This window comes from Lacrimispora sp. (assembly GCF_031982545.1).
In the GTDB taxonomy this organism is placed as follows: Bacteria; Bacillota; Clostridia; order Lachnospirales; family Lachnospiraceae; genus Lacrimispora.
On sequence record NZ_DALYXB010000008.1, the window covers coordinates 190294 to 208980 of the forward strand.

Genomic DNA, 18687 nt, shown 5'->3' on the forward strand with positions numbered 1-18687 from the left:
CAGCTTTTGTGCAGGCAGAATAAAAGGAGGACTTATGACATTACAGCAGCTTCGTTATGCCATTTGCATCGCAAACCAGAAATCTATGAATAAAGCGGCGGCCGAGTTATTTATTACCCAGCCCAGCTTATCCAGTACAATAAGGGATTTAGAAGAAGAAATTGGTCTTCAGCTGTTTTTGCGGTCCAACCGGGGCATTGTAATCACACCGGAGGGAGAGGAATTTTTAGGATACGCAAGGCAGATGCTGGAGCAGTACCGTCAGATGGAAGAACGGTTTGTGAAAAAAGAAAAATTCAAGAAAAAATTCAGTGTGTCCATGCAGCATTATACCTTTGCAGTGCAGGCATTTATTCATATGGCGAAAGAATTTGGTATGGATGATTATGAATTTGCGGTTCACGAAACCAGAACATACGATGTAATTGAGTATGTAAAGAATCAGAAGAGTGAACTGGGCATTCTTTATCTCAATGAATTTAATCAGAAGTCAATGGAAAAGCTGATTCATGACAGTGATCTTGAATTTACAGAGCTGTTCCAGTGCAAGATCTATGTATATCTCTGGAAAGGAAACCCTCTGGCCAGAAAGGAACTGATTGAATTTGAGGATTTAAAAAATTATCCCTGTCTTTCTTTTGAACAGGGAACGAACAATGCGTTTTATCTTGCAGAAGAAGTATTCAGTACCTATGAATATAAGCAGATCATTAAGGCAGATGACAGAGCCACACTGCTCAATTTAATGGTGGGATTAAACGGCTATACCCTTTGTTCCGGTATTATATGCGAGGATTTAAATGGAGATGAATACCGTGCCATTCCTCTTAATACCAGCGACCGGATGCGGATTGGTTACATTAAAAAGAAAAAAATGCCCCTCAGTATTCTGGGAGAAAAATATATAGCGGAATTGAAAAAATTTGAGAAACAGGTTCTGTAAGAATTAAAAATCAGTTTCCTGTTGTTATAGAAATAATAAATAGCAGGCTATTGTTTTTCAATCATACCGCTATTGTCCGTTGGGCTGATATACTGTTATATAAGAATCACGATAATGAATAGAAAGCGGTGACACAACATGGAATATGGAATTTCAACAAAATGTTTATATGGTGACGGAGCGGAAATTACGGTGGATCAATCAGGAGCTATCAGCTTCCCCATTTATCAGACTGCAACATTTGCCCATAAAGGAGTAGGAGAAGGGACCGGATACGATTACAGCCGTCTGCAAAACCCCACCAGAGAGCATTTGGAAAATATAGTAGCCTCTTTAGAAGGCGGCGTGGATGCTCTGGCTTTTTCCAGCGGAATGGCGGCTATTACAGCACTTATGGAACTGTTTGCACCGGGTGACCACATTATTACAGACTGCGATTTGTACGGAGGCAGTATCCGGCTGTTTGACAACATCAGCAAGAAAAACGGTATCTTAATTGATTCCGTAGACTGCTCCGGTTCCTCTTACGGGAAAGTGGAAGAACTGATTGGTGTAAACACAAAGGCTGTTTTTATTGAAACCCCTACCAACCCCATGATGAATGTAACCGATATTGAAGAGCTTGCTAAAATCACCAAAAAGCATGGAATTCTTCTGATTGTGGATAATACATTTATGTCTCCCTACTTCCAGAACCCGTTAAAACTGGGTGCAGACCTGGTGGTGCACAGCGGAACCAAGTACCTGGGAGGTCATAACGATACCATAGCCGGATTTCTTGTCACTTCATCTGCTGAAATTGCAGAAAGACTTCGTTTCATCATAAAGACAGTGGGCTCCGGTCTGGCTCCCTTTGACAGCTGGCTTATACTGCGGGGGATCAAGACACTGGCCATTCGTATGAACCAGGCAGAGAAGAATGCCAAAAATCTGGTGGACTGGCTTAAAAATGAGAAAAAAGTAAAGAAGATCTATTATCCTGGACTTACAGATCATCCCGGACACGAAGTCTGTAAAAAACAGGCGAGAGGTTTTGGCTGTATGGTGACCTTTGAGGTGGAATCAAAGGAGCTTGCCCATAGTATACTAAAGAGCGTGCGTCTGATCCGGTTTGCAGAGAGTCTTGGAGGTGTGGAAACTCTGATCACTTATCCCATCACTCAGACACATGCAGATGTGCCGGCAGATGTACTGGCTGCCAATGGAATCACAGACCGGATCTTAAGACTTTCGGTGGGAATTGAGGATGTACAGGATTTAATAAATGAATTGGAGCGGGTATTTCATGAGTAAAGAACGAATTGATTTTGATGAACAGATAGACAGAAAAAATACAAGCTGCATCAAATATGATTTTGCAGTACAGAGAGGAAAACCGGAAGGAATCCTGCCGCTCTGGGTGGCAGATATGGATTTTAAAGCACCCCAGCCTGTGCTTGATGCATTAAAAGCACGTGTGGAGCATGGGATTTTCGGTTACAGTGAGGGGAAAGAGGAGTACTTCGAGGCAGTGCAGGACTGGATGAAGCGCCGTCATGGCTGGAACGTTGAGAGAAACTGGCTGGTGAAAACTCCAGGTGTGGTTTTCGCGCTTGCAATGGCAGTAAAAGCATACACAAAGCCGGGAGACGGTGTCATGATTCAGCAGCCTGTTTATTATCCCTTTAGTGAAGTGATAGAAGACAACGGCAGAAAGATCGTTGATAATACCTTATATCTGGGTGAAGATGGAATCTATCATATGGATCTTGAAGATTTTGAAAAAAAGGCGGTTGAAAATCAGGTAAAACTGTATTTCCTTTGCAGTCCCCATAATCCGGTGGGAAGAGTATGGACAAGAGAAGAACTGACTCAGCTTGGTGAGATCTGTGAGCGACTTGATATCATTGTTGTCAGCGATGAGATTCATCAGGACTTTGTGTTTAAGGGTGAGCATCAGGTGTTTGCGGCGATAAATGAGAAGCTTAAGAACCGAACCATTACCTGCACTGCCCCTAGTAAGACGTTTAATGTGGCAGGACTGCAGATTTCCAATATTTTTATTTCCAATCCGGATCTAAAGCATAAATTCAAAAAAGAAATTGCAGCTGCCGGTTACAGCCAGTTAAATGCATTAGGGTTAACCGCCTGTGAGGCCGCATACCGGTATGGAGAAGACTGGCATGACCAGCTGATGGAGTATTTAAAAGAAAATATCCGCCTTGTACGTACTTATTTAGAAGACAATTTACCGGATATTAAGCTGATTGAACCGGATGGAACTTATCTCATATGGCTGGATTTCAGGGCATTAGGGTTAATTGAACAGGAACGGGAAGAGCTGATTGTAAAAAAGGCAGGTTTGTGGCTGGACAGCGGCGCCATGTTTGGTTCCATAGGAGAAGGCTTTGAACGGATCAACATAGCATGTCCCCGAGCTATAATCACGGAAGCATTGGATAAATTAAAAACGGCGGTTAAAAATTTATAGAATCTTTGAAAAAAGGTATTGACACATTTCGCTTTCTGCATTAATATAATTATAACATATAAACATATTAATGTTGTAGGTAGAAAGGCGGCAGTTCCATATGAAAAATAACAGAGATCAGAAAAACCGTAAGTGGAATCAGTATATATGTTGTTGCCAGGCTGTTTGTTATAGAAAAAAAACAGTTTCATTGGATTGCTCTTCCTAATGCCTGGCAGCATCAGATATGGGGATATTCATTTACCCCATAAAAGATGAAAGCAGGTGCCTTAGGAGCAGCTGCTTCTTTATAATTTAAAAACAATAATAATGAAACAATAAAATGATAATATGGAGGATAAGGATATGGGATCAATTAAAGAAAGCGCAGTAGAACTTATTGGAGGAACACCGATACTGAAAATCAGCCGTTACGGTACAGCAGAGGGTGTAGAAGGTGTTACGCTTCTGGCAAAGCTGGAATATCTAAATCCGGCCGGATCCGTAAAGGATCGTATCGCTTTAGCCATGATTGAAGATGCAGAGGAAAAAGGAATTTTAAAGCCGGGGGCTACTATTATTGAACCAACTTCCGGTAATACAGGAATTGGTCTTGCAGCTGTAGCAGCGGCAAAGGGATACAAAACAGTCCTGACTCTTCCTGATACCATGAGCGTGGAACGAAGAAATCTCTTAAAGGCCTATGGCGCAGAGCTGGTTCTCACGGAAGGTGCAAAGGGTATGAGAGGTGCCATAGAAAAAGCAGATGAATTAAAGGATACCATTGAAGGTTCCGTTATATTAGGACAGTTCGTAAATCCTGCCAACCCAAAAGTGCATAAAGAGACAACTGGACCGGAGATCTGGGAACAGACTGACGGAACCGTTGATATCTTTATTGCAGGTGTAGGTACAGGCGGAACGGTAACCGGTGTTGGTGCATATTTAAAGGAAAAGAATCCAAATGTGCAGATCGTGGCAGTGGAACCGGCAAGCAGCCCTGTGCTTAGCGGAGGCAAACCAGGACCTCATAAGATTCAGGGAATTGGTGCCGGATTTGTACCAGAGGTATTAAATACCGCTATCTATGATGAAGTAATTACTGTTGAAAATGAAGATGCATTTAAAGAAGGCAAATCATTTGCAGTCACAGAAGGAATTCTGGTTGGTATTTCCTCCGGAGCAGCATTAAAGGCAGCAAAGCTTGTTGCGGAAAGACCTGAAAACAAGGGAAAGACTATTGTTGTATTACTTCCTGATTCTGGTGACCGGTATTTATCAACACCATTATTCGCATAAAATATAATAATTTACTATGTTAAAAAAACGGCTGGTTATAAGATAATCTTATTGCCAGTTGTTTTTTATACATATTACCTATTAACATACGTATGTGGTATGATAATAACACGAAAGCAAGAATAAAATGGAAAGCAGGGAAAAAAGTATGGCGATAGAAGATAAATTCGGTAAGGTAGCAACCAGTGAGGATGCACATGAAGTATCGGAAACAGGCGCTTTTGTAAGACAGGATAATTATTTTATCACACCTTTTGGCAGTGGTGAGGGTGAACTTCCGGTTGAGGCCGGTAGATACCGGCTGATCTGGACACCCCTTTGTCCCTGGGCTACAAGACAGATCATTGCACTGAAACTTTTGGGTCTGGAAGATGTAATCAGTGTTGGAACGGTCAGTCCGGTCAGGACAGAGAACGGCTGGGAATTTTCGTTAGATGAGGGAAATGTGGATCCAGTCCTTAAAATTCGTTATCTGCCTGAGATCTATGCAGCAACCGATCCGGGCTACGAAGGAAGAGCAACTGTTCCTGCGGTTGTAGATTTAAAAACACGGAAGGTTGTAAACAACGATTATCACCATCTGACTAATTACTGGGAGACTGAGTGGAAACCGCTTCATAAGCAGAACGCGCCAGATCTTTATCCTGAACATTTAAGAAAAGAAATAGATGAACTGAATGTAATTCTATTCCACGAAATTAATAACGGAGTATACAAAGCCGGGTTCGCTAAGTCCCAGGCAGAGTACGAAAAGGCGTACGATGTTTTGTTCCAGAGACTTGACTGGCTGGAAGAGCGGCTCTCAAAAAGCAGATATTTATTTGGAAATCAGATTACCGATTCCGATATCCGCCTTTTTGTAACACTTGCCAGATTTGACACAGCATACTATTTTGCATTTAAGACCAACAGAAACCGGTTATCAGAATTTGAAAATCTGTGGAATTATGCAAAGGATTTATATTCCATACCTGCATTTAAGGAAGCCACAGATTTTGATTCCATTAAAAAAGGATACTTGCTTGGAAATCATGCACATAACCCATATGGTATTCTTCCCTTAGGTCCGGATCTGTCGATCTGGGATGAACCTCATAACAGGAAAGAAAAATTTGAAGGAAAGTAAATAATCGAATTAAAAAAGAGGAGAAAAAATTATGAAAAGAGATCGATTAAAAAAGGCAATAGTTGGAGTATTGGGAGCAGTCACCATATTAGGAGCGTTGTCCGGATGCAGCAGTAATCCGCAAAAACCAGCTGAAACCACTACGGCAAAAGTGTCAGAAGAAACAAAGAAAGAGGAAACCAGCTCTGCAGCAGCTCAGTCAGGCAGTGAAACCACTGCAACGTCAGAACCTGTCACAATTTATGCAGCAACAGGCGGATCCCCTAAACCATTCACCTTTGTAGACAGTAGTAATCAGCTGACTGGTCATAACATTGAATTGATTAAAGCTGTTTTTGAACGTCTTCCCCAGTATAAACTGGAAATAGAAGTAACGGATTTTCCATCGATTTTTGCAGGACTTGATTCAGACCGTTATCAGATCGGAGTGAATAATTTTGCAAAAAATGAAAAGAGAAAGGAAAAATATTTATTTACAGATCCCATTTTTGCCAACGAGTACGTTGCAGTTTTTGCAAAAGATAATAAAAAGGCGGAGAGTATTAACACCTGGGAAGATCTTTCCGGATTAAAAACCATATCACAATCCGGAATTAACATTACAACTGCTTTGGAGAACTACAATGCAGCAAACCCTCAGAAAGCGATTAACATCGAGTATAGCGAAGAGGATCTGGTCCTTCAGATTCAGGATGTGGAAGCCGGAAAATATGATTTCGTATTAATGGATAAACCAATGTTTGAATATTACGAGAAAGAATTTAATTTTAATGTGGCAGGAGTATCCATCAGCAGTGATGTAGCAAAGGATTTAATGGAAGAGCCTTACAGCTACTTAATTGTAAGCAAGGGAAATGAAAAGCTGGTTGAGGATCTTAATCAGGCATTAAAAGAAGTGATTGAAGACGGAACCTCTAAGGAAATCAACTTAAAATGGTTTGGTTCCGATTATTCTCCTTCTTATAAATAAAAACCAATGGCTGGAGGCACAAGATGAGCAAAATATTTGATTGGCAGCTGGTATTTACAGAGATCCCTTTATTATTAAAATATTTACCGGTAACCATACAGCTGACGCTGATTGCGTTAATCATTGGCTGGGTGGCAGGACTCTTCCTTGCAATTGTAAAGATACATCGTATCCCGGTATTACAGCAGCTTTGTACCCTGTTTGTTTCAGTGGTCAGGGGAACTCCTATTATCGTTCAGCTGTACTTAACGTACTTTGGAATTCCCATTTTCTTAAAATACTACAATTTCTATAATGGAACTTCCTATAACGTGAATGGGATCCCGCCAATTATTTTTGCAATTGTAGCACTTGGGTTAAACCAGTCAGCATTTGATTCAGAGACCATTCGGGCCGCCATACAGTCTGTAGAAAAAGGTCAGGTGGAGGCAGCCAAATCATTAGGAATGAATGGGCTGCAGATTTTCTGCCGGGTTCTGCTTCCCCAGGCTGTGACGGTGGCAATCCCTTCTCTTGGAAACTCCCTTATCGGACTTGTAAAGGGCACTTCGCTGGCCTTTACCTGTTCGGTGGTGGAAATCACGGCACAAGGCAAAATTCTGGCAGGAAACAGCTATCGTTATTTTGAAGTATACTGTTCCCTCGCTATCATTTACTGGGTTATTACCATTTTTATTGAACGCCTCTTTACTTACATAGAAAAGAAGATGAGTGTTCCGGAACAGATTGCAGAGAAAAAGGAGGCATAGGAGATGAGTGTGGTTGAAATTCGCGGACTGTGCAAAAAGTATGGCAGCAATGTTGTCTTAGATCATGTGGACCTGGATATTGAAGAAGGTGACGTTGTGGCAATTATCGGGCCTTCCGGAACTGGAAAATCCACGCTTCTGCGCTCCATTAATCTGCTGGAGAAGCCGGAGGAGGGAACGATACGGATCAATAATAAAGAAATTAATTTAACTACCCGGTCTGCAAAAGAAAAGCTGGAGTTAAGGCGTTATACAGAAATGGTGTTCCAGCAGTTCAACCTTTTTAAAAACCGGACTGCACTGGAAAATGTGATGGAAGGCTTAACTGTGGTGAAAAAGATAAAGAAGAGCGAGGCAAAGAGCATTGCTGAGAAACAGCTTGAAAAGGTAGGAATGGGTGACCGGCTTTCCCATTACCCCAGGCATTTATCAGGCGGTCAGCAGCAACGGGTAGCAATTGCAAGAGCTCTCGCCATGGAGCCTAAACTGCTTTTGATGGATGAACCTACATCGGCATTAGATCCGGAACTGGTCAGTGAAGTTCTGGTGACAATTAAAAAGGCTGCTACCGAAGGCAATACCATACTTTTAGTAACTCATGAAATGAATTTTGTAAAGAATGTGGCTAACCGGATTATCTTTTTAGAAAACGGTAAGATTGTTGCAGACGGCACACCAAGGCAGATTTTTGACAATCCGGACAATGAGCGGTTAAAAGAGTTTCTGGTGAAAATCCATATGCTTGAAAACACGGAATATGCAATTTAAGGAGGCGGGCAGTATGTCTGAGATTACATTTAAAACAACAAAAGAAAATATTAACTGGCAGGAGGTAGCCGATGTTTTGCGCCGTTCTGGTTTATCGGATCATACCGCAAAGGAACAGGAGACTATTTTCACAAACAGCTATGCAGTTGTCTTCGTCTATCACGAAGAAAAGATAATAGGCGTGGGAAGAGCGCTGTCTGACGGTGTCTGTCAGGCAGCTGTTTATAATATCGCACTTGATGATGAGTTCCAGGGACAGGGAATAGGAAGAACCCTGATTGCAAAGCTGCTTGATCAGGTCAGGGGTCAGAATATTATTCTCTATACCCATCCAAGAACAGTGGCTCTTTATGAAAAAATGGGATTCAGAAGAAATAAGACTGCAATGTGCATCTTCAGCGGAACAGAAGATTCTTTAAACTGGATGGAAAATCAGGGATTTATGCTGCCTCAGACATTCCGGTTTGCAGATGAGTATGGCAGAGAAGATATGAAACATAAGTAGATCATAAAGAAAGAGGGAATCGGAATGTCAGAAAAGTTTATTAAAGAAGAAGTCCAGCAGGATGGAACATTTAAACGCCAGAAAAACCGTTTTACAACTCCTTTTGGTACAGAGGAGGGAAATCTTCCGGTAGAAGCGGGACGCTACCGTCTGATCTGGTCTCCTGCCTGCCCGTGGGCACATCGGTCTGTCATCGTAAGAAAGCTTCTTGGACTGGAAGATGTGATAAGCCTTGGAACTCTTGATCCGGTCAGGCCGGATGTGGGGAGAACGGACTGGGCGTTTACGTTAGACGAGGGCGGTAAAGATCCGGTGCTGGGGATCCAGTATTTAAGCGAGGCATATTTAAAAGCAGACGAAAATTACAGCGGAAGATTTACCGTACCTGCAGTCGTTGATTTAACAACCGGACAGGTGGTAAATAACGACTACTATAATCTGACAAAATACTGGGAAGTGGAATGGAAGAAGTATCATAAGCCAGGTGCACCTGATTTATATCCGGAAAATCTGCGCAGGGAAATCGATGAATTGAATGAAATTTTATATCATGAGATAAATAACGGAGTCTATAAAGCAGGTTTTGCAAGAAGTCAGGAAGCTTATAACGAGGCTTATAATCTGGTATTTTCCCGCCTGGACTGGCTGGAAGAGAGACTTGGTAAAAGCCGTTATCTTTTTGGAGACACCATTACAGAATCCGATGTGCGCCTTTACGTAACGCTGGCCCGCTTTGATAGTGCTTACTATAATGGCTTTCAATTAAACCGCAGCCGAATTACTGATTTTAAAAATCTTTGGGGTTATGTCAGAGATCTGTATTCACTGCCTGAATTTAAGGAGACTACTGATTTTGAAGCAATTAAAAAACATTATCATTTATGTGCGGTGGCTGGCAATCCATATAAGATTGTACCAAAGGGGCCGGATCTTACTTCATGGAATACCCCTCATGGCATAGACAAAATCCAGTTTCATGCAGGGAGCAGCACAGCACCAAGGCCACGGCCAAAAGAGATTGAGAATGAAATTGATGAAAGAGGAGCATTTATACGCCAGCCCAATCACTTTACAACACCATTTGGAGAGGCAGAAGGAGAATTAAAGGCAGAGAAGGGACGGTACCGGCTGTTTTGGGCAAAAGGCTGCCACTGGTCTAACCGGGCATCTATCGTAAGAGAACTGCTGGGACTGGAAGAAGCGATTGGAATTAATCTTGTGGGACACAGCAAAGAAAATAGTGCATATGGATGGGAATTCGTGTATAATGAGGACAGAAAAGATCCTGTTTTAAAAGCACAGTTTTTAAGCGAGTTTTATTACAATGCAGATCCTGATTACAAAGGGCGCTGTACCGTTCCAGCGCTGGTAGATATTACTACAAAAAAGGTAGTAAATAATGATTATCACAGGCTGACGAATTATTTCGAAACAGCATTCCGTCCGTTTCAGGCGGTTGACGCACCGGATCTTTATCCAGTTGAATTAAGAAGTGAGATCGATGCCTATAATGACTGGCTGTTTCCAAATGTCAATAATGCCACTTACCGCATGATGTTTGCACAGTCGATCACAGCTTATGAAGAGGCTTTTGACGATTTTTACCGTGCCCTGGATCAGATTGAGGAACGGCTGTCTGCCAGCCGGTTTTTATTCGGAGATTATGTAACGGACAGTGACATCAGGCTTTTTGTAACGCTGGCAAGGTTTGATACCCATTATTACAGAAACCTTGGTCCCATCAAACGCAGAGTGGTGGACTATGAAAACATATGGGGATACTTAAGAGATTTATATGTGATCCCTGCATTTGGGAATAATACCTATTTCCGCGATATTGCAGCATCGAGATCAGATAACAAATCCCTTTTCCAGGATTTTAATTCCCGCTTTGTGGATCAGATTGATTACGAAGGCATCTGGTCAGCCCCGCAAAACAGAAAACAGTTAAGTAAAACTCCAGAAGAAAAGTTTAAAAGACAGGAATCAGTGACTAAATAACTCCAGGCAGGTGATTGAATGATTAACAGAAGCAGGCTGGTCAGCCAGTTTAAACGAATGGTGGAATTTGATTCAGAGACGTATCATGAGAGAGAAATTGCGGATTACTTAAAAGAGGAGATGCAGCAGCTGGGTTTTGCCGTAACAGAAGACGATGCTGGTTTTCGCCTGAAGGAGCGGATTGCAGATTATGGAGATGCAATTCCCACCGGTAATCTGTACGGCTTTTTAAAAGGAAATACGGCTGGAGAGCCAGTCCTTTTATCCGCTCATATGGATACGGTGAGACCGGGAGTTGGAAAGCATGCGACAGAAGATGGGAACGGAGTGATCACTTCTGTAGGTGAGACTGTGCTGGGAGCAGATGATCTGTCCGGTATTGCAGCAATCCTGGAGGCAGTCCGCAGCATGAAGGAACAAGATATTCCCCATCCGGATATTGAAGTTTTGTTCCCTGTAGCAGAAGAAAATTACGGAAAAGGCAGCCAGCTTGCGGACTATTCGACCATCCATTCCAAACAGGCATATGTGTTTGACTTAAGCGGTGAAATTGGCAATGCAGCGTTGGCAGCGCCCACCCTTTTGTCTTTTGAAATCAAAGTAAAGGGAAAAAATGCCCACGCCGGTTTCTGCCCACAGCTTGGAATCAATGCGATAGAGATTGCAGCAACCGCCATATCCCGTATCAGGCAGGGGTGGGCTGACGAAGAGACTACGGTTAACATCGGAAAGATAAGCGGAGGAAAGCAGGGAAATATTGTTGCTGATGAATGTAGTTTGATTGGTGAGATCCGCAGCCTGAAGGATGGCCGTGCTATGGAAGAATGGGAAAAGCTGAAAAAAGTCTTTGAAGAAGCTGCGGGCTGCCGCGGGGGAAGCATAGAATTTTCCTTTGAAAAGCAGATCGAGGCCTATGAAATCCATGAGGATGATGAAGTGGTAAGGCGTTTTAAAAGGGTTTGTGATGACATCGGCGTAGAGGCAGTCACCCACAAGACACTGGGCGGCAGTGATAACAACCATTTTGTACGCAACGGAATCAAGGGTATTGTGGTCGCCTGCGGTATGAATGAGGTGCATACCACAAGCGAATACACGACAGCAGATCAGTTGGAGAAAAGCGCTCTTCTGGCTCTGGGCCTTATGACGTACCAGCCCTCATGACGTACCAGCCCTGTCACGCAGTATGAGCTTTGCCAGATAGAACTGATCATTGTCATCGATGTCGACAGACTCCAAAGGATTCATAAAATAGGGATAGGTTTTTCCACTGTAGAAATTACCATAGTTAAGAAAATTGGGGACAGATGTAAGATAGATGGCGCCGTTGATCCGGAAGCCGGATTTTACATCCTGTCTCCTTATTTGTTGTTTTAAGGAGTCTGGCGTTTTTATTTCACCAGTTTCAGTAATTCCCACTGACAGATAGCATTTACAATCATAAGGACAGACACCGATTACGGAATCGGCCTGCTTTTCAAACAGCAAATTCATACTTTCCAGAATATGTTCTTCGTTTCTGAGGGGAGAGGTAGGTTGAAGCAGCATAAAATAGTCATACTCCTTCCCAAGCTTTTTCATTTCATTTATTGCGTGGAGGATCACATCACCAGAGGCTGCTTCATCACCAGAGAGGTGAGACGGTCGTAAAAATGGAGCTGATGCACCAAGTTCTACCGCTGTCTGTTGATAAAGCTTTGAATCGGTAGATACAAGGATATCGTCAAAAAATCCTGCTTTTATGCAGGCATCAATGGTATATCCCATTAATGGCTTCCCATTCATTTCTCTGATATTTTTATCCCTGATGCCCTTTGAGCCGCTTCTGGCCGGTATCATTGCAAGAACTCTTTTATTCTGAATCATTACAGTCTCCAATCAATATCATAAAATTCTTTTTCCAAATGAATCCCGGTGCGAAACGCCTCTTTGATACTCATGAGAATTTTTTTACTGGTACCCGGACAATCATAGAGATTTTCAAAAGTAAGGTGTTTTAAATCCAGATCCATTGCCTGAGAGATTGCATTACGAATGCTGTCGGCAGATGTACCGCAGCTGATGACAGAATCTGGCTTTATTCTGCCTTTCTGCCGGAGTCCGATATCCACTGTGGGAACTTTGAAAGCGGGAGTTTCCAGGATTCCGCTGGACGAGTTGCCGATTACAAGTCTGCATACTCTCATCAGGCTTAAATAACGAAGGGAACCCAACGAAGAAATGTACACCGCCCGCTCCGGATGCTGTCTGGTATAGGAAATTGCCATCTGATTAATCTGATTTCCTCCGGTATCAGAGTTGCTGCCTGTAAACACCGTAAATAGCCCTGGAAAGGAATCCAGAGCATCTAAAAGCGGCTGAAACTGATTTTCCACACTGAGAGAATCCAGAGTGGCGGGATGGTATGTGACCAGGGAAAGAGGAGAAGGCAAAGCGATATGGAATGATTTTTCCAGCTCCTCTTTTGACAGAAGAGTAAGTCCTTTAAGACGTTCTATGCCCAGTGCACCCACATAAAAAACTCGGTCAGGAGATTCGCCCAGCTGGATCACCCGTTTTCTGTATTCTTCCGTGCTGGTAAAATGAAGATAACCCATCTTTGTGATTCCGTGACGCATACAGTCGTCGTAGGCTCCCTGTGTCAGTTCTCCTCCATGTATATGGGCGATTGGAATTTTGCAGATGACGGCGGCACTTGCTGCTGTAAAAATCTCATACCGGTCTCCAAGTAGCAGTATCATATCGGGTTTTAGCCGTTCATAGGCACCGGAGATACCAATCAGCTCCAGGCCCATGGATTTACAGACACCATAGGAAGAATCGCTTGCCAGGTTCATTTCCACCATTTCATCAATTACAATTCCATCCTGTTTTATTTCCTGATAATCAAGCCCAAATCGGGTATCCAGATGGGTCCCTGTAACCAGCAGCTGTAGTTTAAAGTCAGGGTCTTCCATAATGCTCCGGATTAATGGAATCAGCAGACCGTATTCCGCCCGGCTGCCTGTTACCACACATAGTCTGATCATTCCCCTATTTTATCATCCTTTCCATAGTCTCTGTCTGCAAAGGTGCCAAGCATCTGGGGAAACTTCATGGGAGATATTCCGGCAGAGCAGCGTTTTGCACAGAGATTTTCTATGGTAAACGGTTCTCCCTTCTGAATATCCTTTGCAGCCACCAGAAACTTTCTTACGTGATCCCGGTTCTGAAGTTCTTCTCCTGCGGGTGCTTTTACTCCGTTCCCCATTGCTTTTTCAATATTCCGAACACTGTCAACCATGTGCTTGAACTCATCCGGCTCCAGACTCATCCTGTGATCCGGTCCCGGCATGGTTTTATCAAGAGTCATATGCTTTTCAATGACACAGGCTCCAAGAGCAGCTGCAGCCACCGCTACTTCAATGCCGGCAGTGTGATCAGAATATCCTGTTTTTTTATGAAAAGTATCTCTCATGGTAATCATTGCATTTAAATTTACATCCTCCATGGGCGTTGGGTAAATGCTGGAACAGTGGAGCAGTGTGATATCCTGTCTGCCCTGGTCAAGAAGGTTTAAAGCATCCTGTATTTCTGCGGGTGTGGACATTCCTGTAGAAAGGATCACTGGTTTTTTTAATGCTGCTGCTTTTTTTAAATAGCAGTAGTTGGTGATTTCCCCGGATGGAATTTTAATAATATCCATTCCCATGCTGTCCAAATATTCCATACTATCCTCATCAAAAGGAGAGGAAAGAAAACGGATTCCACGGAAGGCGCAGTAGTCAGAGAGAATCTTAAAATCCTCCCAGGATAATTCCAGATCCTTTAACATTTCAAATTGAGAGTCATCCGTTCCTGTATTATGAAACTGATATTCTGCTTTCTTCGCTTTGGGAGTAACCAAAAGCTCTGCACGAAAGGTCTGGAATTTGACCGCGTCTGCACCTGCCGCCCATGCGGCATCAATTAACTGCCTGGCGATGCCTAAATCCCCATTATGATTGACTCCAGCTTCAGCTATTATCATAATCTTACTCAAAACGATCAACCTCCCTTGCAGGACTGCCGTAAGCCAGCTTGTTTGAAGAAATGTCAGACAAAACCAGGCTTCCCGCCCCAATCATGGAATTACTACCAATGGATATATTCTGGATCACAGTACTTCCCGCGCCAATATGGCTGTTATCCCCTATTTTTACCTTCCCGCAAAGCGTACAGCCAGGTGCCGCATGAGCAAAACTGCCAACCGCACAGCCATGTTCCAGAATTGCGCCGCTGTTAATAATACATCCATTTCCCAGTCTGACACCTGCACCTATGATTGCTCCCTTTCCGATAAAGACCCCTTCCCCCATATGAAAATCTTGGGGTAATATTGCGCTTTTATCAATGATACATGGCAGCTGATAGCCAATGGCTTTACACTCTTCAAAAAGCCGGATTCTAACCTGGGGTTTTCCAATACTTCCAATTGCAATAGCCGCATAGCGGATTCCTCTGCGGTAAATATCTGCAAGCAGTTCATCAGAACCAAGAACCATAATGCCGGAAACTGTTATTCCACGGCTTTTACTGCTGTCTAAAATTCCTTCGATCTGGAATTCTTTTTTTGAACGAATGGTATCAATCACACTTTCCCCGTGACCGCCTCCGCCAAGGAGGATAAGCTTTTTTTTCATAGTTTCATTCTCTCAGCCATCTTTTTCATTTCACTGAATTCCCCCATGTCAAGCCATGTGCTGTCCATAACCGGGTAGGCGCCCACTTTTTCGTGATTCTTCATGCACAGGCGGATTAAATCCGGCATGTCAAATGGCGTATCCCCGGGAATATATTTTAAAATATGCTTTTCCAGTACATAAAGCCCTGTGCTGACAAGAAATTCATACTTTGGCTTTTCGCTCATGGATTGAATACAGCCGTTTTCATCTAAGGAAATCACCCCATAAGGGATCTCATAATTTTTCATGGCTGTCACAACCGTAATCTGATTCCGGCTCTTTTTATGATAAAGAAGTAGCTTTGCATAATTGACATCAACCAGGATATCGCAGTTGCTGACAAAAAAACTTCCTGCAATCTGATCTTTTACAAGAGTCAGGGAGCCTGCTGTTCCCAGAGCTTCCTTTTCCTCCACAAAGTGAAGATGATAGCGCCGGTCTCCGTTAAAATATGCCTTAATCAGCTCTTTTCTATAATTGACTGTTAAATAAAACTCTGTGAAACCATAGGCGATCATCTGATTCATGATTCGTTCCACGATGGGGGTATCTCCAATGGGAATTAATGGTTTGGGGATGATCTTAGTATAGGGGTAAAGCCTGGAACCTTTCCCTCCTGCCATGATTACAACCGGAGTTTTCTTTTTCCGTACCGGCTGCTTTTTTTCAGATTTCAGTTCATTCCAGAAGACAAGATCAAGAACCTGGCCTCTGTCATTTACCACAGGGAGTCCTTCGATTCGTTTTTCCTTCATGATATTTAGTGCTTCAGAAAGTTCCTCTTCTTTTATAACAATGGGGGAGGGGTTCATAATATGATGCACCGGCATAGACAAATCCTTATTTTGCAGAATCCACCGCCGGATATCTCCGTCTGTTATAACTCCTGTCAGTTTATTATCGTTTACAACCAGCAGCATTTTCATTGCAGTTTCATCCAGCTGCCGGATCGCATCTCTGATTGGAATGTCCGGTGTAACAAAGAATTTTTCCACGTCCATACCAATCCCTCCTTCTTGTCAGCTTTTCTTTAAAGCTTCTATAACAAAGTCCATGTCTGCTTCGGTTACATTCACACTGCAGGGCAGATTTATGATTCTGCTTTGATAGAAAGGCGCTTTTTCAATATAATAGGCCTGGCAGCTCTGATACATGGTCTGGGTGTGATTCAGTTTCCAGATGGGTCTGGTTTCAATTCCTGCTTCTTTCAGCTGTCTCATAAGAGGATCTCTTTTTAAGACCCTGTTTTTTAATAGAAGAGAGTAAAACCAGTGATTATTTCTGGCTTTTTCGTTAAATGGCATCAGCAGGAAATCCTCAAAATTCTTCAGCCCATCCCTGTAATAATTATAATTTTCTACCTTAATGTGGATATAATCTTCCAGACATTCTAACTGCCCAACTCCAAGGGCTGCCTGCAAATTGGACATTCGGTAATTGTATCCAATGTGATTGTGGACATAAAAGAGAGAATCATCCTTTGCCTGAGCCGCCAGATAAGTACATCGTTCTATGTCAGCCGCTTTTTTTGCAGTCACCATTCCACCGCCGCCGGTTGTGATGATTTTATTGCCGTTAAAGGAATAGGCACCGAAATCACCCATGGTGCCTGCAAATTTCCCCTCATATATCCCGTCTGTATATCTGGTTCCAAGTGCTTCCGTGGCATCTTCAATCAACTTTAAGCCATACTCATCAGCCAGACGGACGAGGGTTTCCATATCTGCCATATTTCCAAAGATATGAACCACTGTGAGTGCAGTGATAATCCGTTTGGATTTGTTATTTCTAAGACCCAAAGTGGTTTTTGTGCATTCCTTTTTTAAAAAATCTTCCAGTTTCTGGCAATCCATATTCAGTGTATCATCACAATCCATAAAGACTGGTTCTGCACCCAGATATTTTACAGGATTCACCGCGGCAATAAAAGTCAGTGCAGGCACGATCACTTCCTGACCTGGTTTTACCCCGGAGAGAAGGTAAGACAGATGGAGAGCAGCTGTGCCGCTTTGGACCGCAGCTGTTTGTTTCACCTTTAAATAATCAGCCATTTCATGTTCAAATCTGGTTACGTAGCTGCCCGAAGCAGAGACCCAGCCATTTGAAATCGCCTCGTCTACATATTTTTTTTCATTGCCTTTGATTACTGGCACAGATAGGGGAATCATGGGATGCCTCCTGTAGTTTCTATTAAATGTTATACCGGTCTGTCCGGTAATGGTTTAAATTGTTTTCCATCCAGTGTATGGTTTCTTCCAGACCCTGAGATAAGGAATATTGCTGTTTCCAGTTCGTCAGGGCTTTCAGCTTTTTATTTGATCCAAGAAGTCTGGTCACTTCGCTTTTTTCCGGGCGCAGTCTTTCATTTTCACAAATGATCTCTGCCTTTGGATTAATCTGACGGATCAGTTCCATGGCAAGTTCCCCAATAGAAATTTCTATTCCGCTGGCTATATTGATTTCTTCTCCTACGGTATGTTCCGATGATTCGATTTCAATAAAGCCGCTGACGGTATCTTTCACATAATTAAAATCTCTGGTAGGGGTAAGACTTCCCAGATGAATGTCTTCCTTTCCGGCCAGAAGCTGACTGATGATTGTGGGAATGACTGCCCTTGCTGACTGTCTTGGGCCATACGTATTAAACGGCCGCACAATTGCAACAGGAAGAGAAAAACTCCTGTAAAATGATTCCGCCAGCCGGTCCCCGCCAATCTTCGTAGCAGAATAAGGGGACTGGGCTTTAAACGGATGAGATTCATCAATGGGAACATAGTCGGCACTGCCGTAGACTTCTGAAGTGGATGTAATTAATACTTTGCCAGTTTCCAGGGCTCTTGCAGCCTGAAGGATATTTAAGGTTCCTTTTACATTGGTGTCCACATAAGAATCAGGAGACTCATAGCTGTATGGAATGGCAATCAACGCTGCCAGGTGAAAGATGGAATCCACACCGGTCACAGCAGTCCTTACTCCATTGGGATCCCGGATGTCTCCGCTATGTATTTCAATTTCATCCTTTATATGTGTGGGAAGAGTATCAAGCCAGCCGTAGGTACCAAAGGAGTTATAGTAGACAAATGCTTTTACCTGATATCCCCGATTGACAAGCTCCTCTGTCAGATGACTGCCAATAAAGCCGTCTGCTCCCGTGACCAGCACCTTTTTCATGAT

General features: G+C 42.9%; 18 protein-coding genes. 11 read left to right on the plus strand and 7 right to left on the minus strand.

Annotated elements, in window-relative coordinates; all coding sequences use genetic code 11:
* Positions 1-34: 34 nt before the first annotated feature.
* From ABS301_RS15070 to ABS301_RS15120, 11 genes are all read left to right on the plus strand, one after another.
* Positions 35-943, plus strand: a complete 909-nt coding sequence (locus ABS301_RS15070; RefSeq protein WP_349673005.1) for a LysR family transcriptional regulator — start codon at positions 35-37, stop codon at positions 941-943.
* Between the two features lie 138 nt (positions 944-1081).
* Positions 1082-2236 carry a trans-sulfuration enzyme family protein gene (locus ABS301_RS15075; protein ID WP_349673006.1) on the plus strand — a complete coding sequence of 385 codons (1155 nt, stop codon included), beginning with the start codon at positions 1082-1084 and terminating at the stop codon, positions 2234-2236.
* Positions 2229-3413, plus strand: coding sequence for a MalY/PatB family protein (locus tag ABS301_RS15080; protein ID WP_349673007.1), 1185 nt, complete (start codon positions 2229-2231; stop codon positions 3411-3413). The genes ABS301_RS15075 and ABS301_RS15080 overlap by 8 nt, the downstream gene beginning before the upstream one ends.
* 345 nt (positions 3414-3758) lie before the next feature.
* Entirely contained in the window at positions 3759-4691 is a 933-nt protein-coding gene (gene cysK / locus ABS301_RS15085) for a cysteine synthase A (protein ID WP_349673008.1), read from the plus strand.
* A 148-nt stretch (positions 4692-4839) separates the two neighbouring features.
* A complete protein-coding gene (locus ABS301_RS15090; protein WP_349673009.1) occupies positions 4840-5817 on the plus strand; it encodes a glutathione S-transferase family protein in 978 nt (325 codons plus the stop codon).
* A 31-nt stretch (positions 5818-5848) separates the two neighbouring features.
* A complete protein-coding gene (locus ABS301_RS15095) occupies positions 5849-6787 on the plus strand; it encodes a transporter substrate-binding domain-containing protein (protein ID WP_349673010.1) in 939 nt (312 codons plus the stop codon).
* Positions 6788-6810: 23 nt separating this feature from the next.
* A complete protein-coding gene (locus ABS301_RS15100) occupies positions 6811-7536 on the plus strand; it encodes an amino acid ABC transporter permease (protein ID WP_349673011.1) in 726 nt (241 codons plus the stop codon).
* Positions 7537-7545: 9 nt separating this feature from the next.
* Positions 7546-8304: an amino acid ABC transporter ATP-binding protein gene (locus ABS301_RS15105; RefSeq protein ID WP_349673097.1), complete on the plus strand. Its 759-nt coding sequence runs from the start codon at positions 7546-7548 to the stop codon at positions 8302-8304.
* A gap of 13 nt (positions 8305-8317) precedes the next feature.
* Entirely contained in the window at positions 8318-8809 is a 492-nt protein-coding gene (locus ABS301_RS15110) for a GNAT family N-acetyltransferase (RefSeq protein ID WP_349673012.1), read from the plus strand.
* A 24-nt stretch (positions 8810-8833) separates the two neighbouring features.
* Entirely contained in the window at positions 8834-10810 is a 1977-nt protein-coding gene (locus ABS301_RS15115) for a glutathione S-transferase C-terminal domain-containing protein (RefSeq protein WP_349673013.1), read from the plus strand.
* Positions 10811-10828: 18 nt separating this feature from the next.
* A complete protein-coding gene (locus ABS301_RS15120) occupies positions 10829-11974 on the plus strand; it encodes a M20/M25/M40 family metallo-hydrolase (RefSeq protein ID WP_349673014.1) in 1146 nt (381 codons plus the stop codon).
* On the opposite strand, the gene ABS301_RS15125 is transcribed toward ABS301_RS15120, so the two are convergent.
* Genes ABS301_RS15125 through ABS301_RS15155 form a run of 7 tightly spaced genes read right to left on the minus strand, consistent with a single transcriptional unit; the run spans position 11969 to position 18684 of the window.
* The gene (locus ABS301_RS15125; RefSeq protein ID WP_349673015.1) at positions 11969-12676 is read right to left on the minus strand and encodes an acylneuraminate cytidylyltransferase family protein; all 708 of its coding nucleotides are present in this window, start codon (positions 12674-12676) and stop codon (positions 11969-11971) included. The two genes, ABS301_RS15120 and ABS301_RS15125, sit on opposite strands and share 6 nt — an antisense overlap.
* Entirely contained in the window at positions 12676-13839 is a 1164-nt protein-coding gene (gene neuC, locus ABS301_RS15130) for a UDP-N-acetylglucosamine 2-epimerase (protein WP_349673016.1), read from the minus strand. Before neuC ends, ABS301_RS15125 begins: the two co-directional genes overlap by 1 nt.
* Complete coding sequence (neuB, locus tag ABS301_RS15135) at positions 13836-14831, minus strand: N-acetylneuraminate synthase (protein ID WP_349673017.1); 996 nt, start codon at positions 14829-14831, stop codon at positions 13836-13838. Before neuB ends, neuC begins: the two co-directional genes overlap by 4 nt.
* A complete protein-coding gene (locus ABS301_RS15140) occupies positions 14824-15471 on the minus strand; it encodes an acetyltransferase (RefSeq protein ID WP_349673018.1) in 648 nt (215 codons plus the stop codon). Before ABS301_RS15140 ends, neuB begins: the two co-directional genes overlap by 8 nt.
* Positions 15468-16514 carry a nucleotidyltransferase family protein gene (locus ABS301_RS15145; RefSeq protein ID WP_349673019.1) on the minus strand — a complete coding sequence of 349 codons (1047 nt, stop codon included), beginning with the start codon at positions 16512-16514 and terminating at the stop codon, positions 15468-15470. The genes ABS301_RS15140 and ABS301_RS15145 overlap by 4 nt, the downstream gene beginning before the upstream one ends.
* A gap of 18 nt (positions 16515-16532) precedes the next feature.
* Positions 16533-17681 (minus strand): LegC family aminotransferase, encoded by a 1149-nt coding sequence (locus ABS301_RS15150; protein ID WP_349673020.1) that lies wholly within the window; start codon positions 17679-17681, stop codon positions 16533-16535.
* Positions 17682-17703: 22 nt separating this feature from the next.
* Complete coding sequence (locus ABS301_RS15155) at positions 17704-18684, minus strand: NAD-dependent 4,6-dehydratase LegB (RefSeq protein ID WP_349673021.1); 981 nt, start codon at positions 18682-18684, stop codon at positions 17704-17706.
* Positions 18685-18687: the final 3 nt, after the last annotated feature.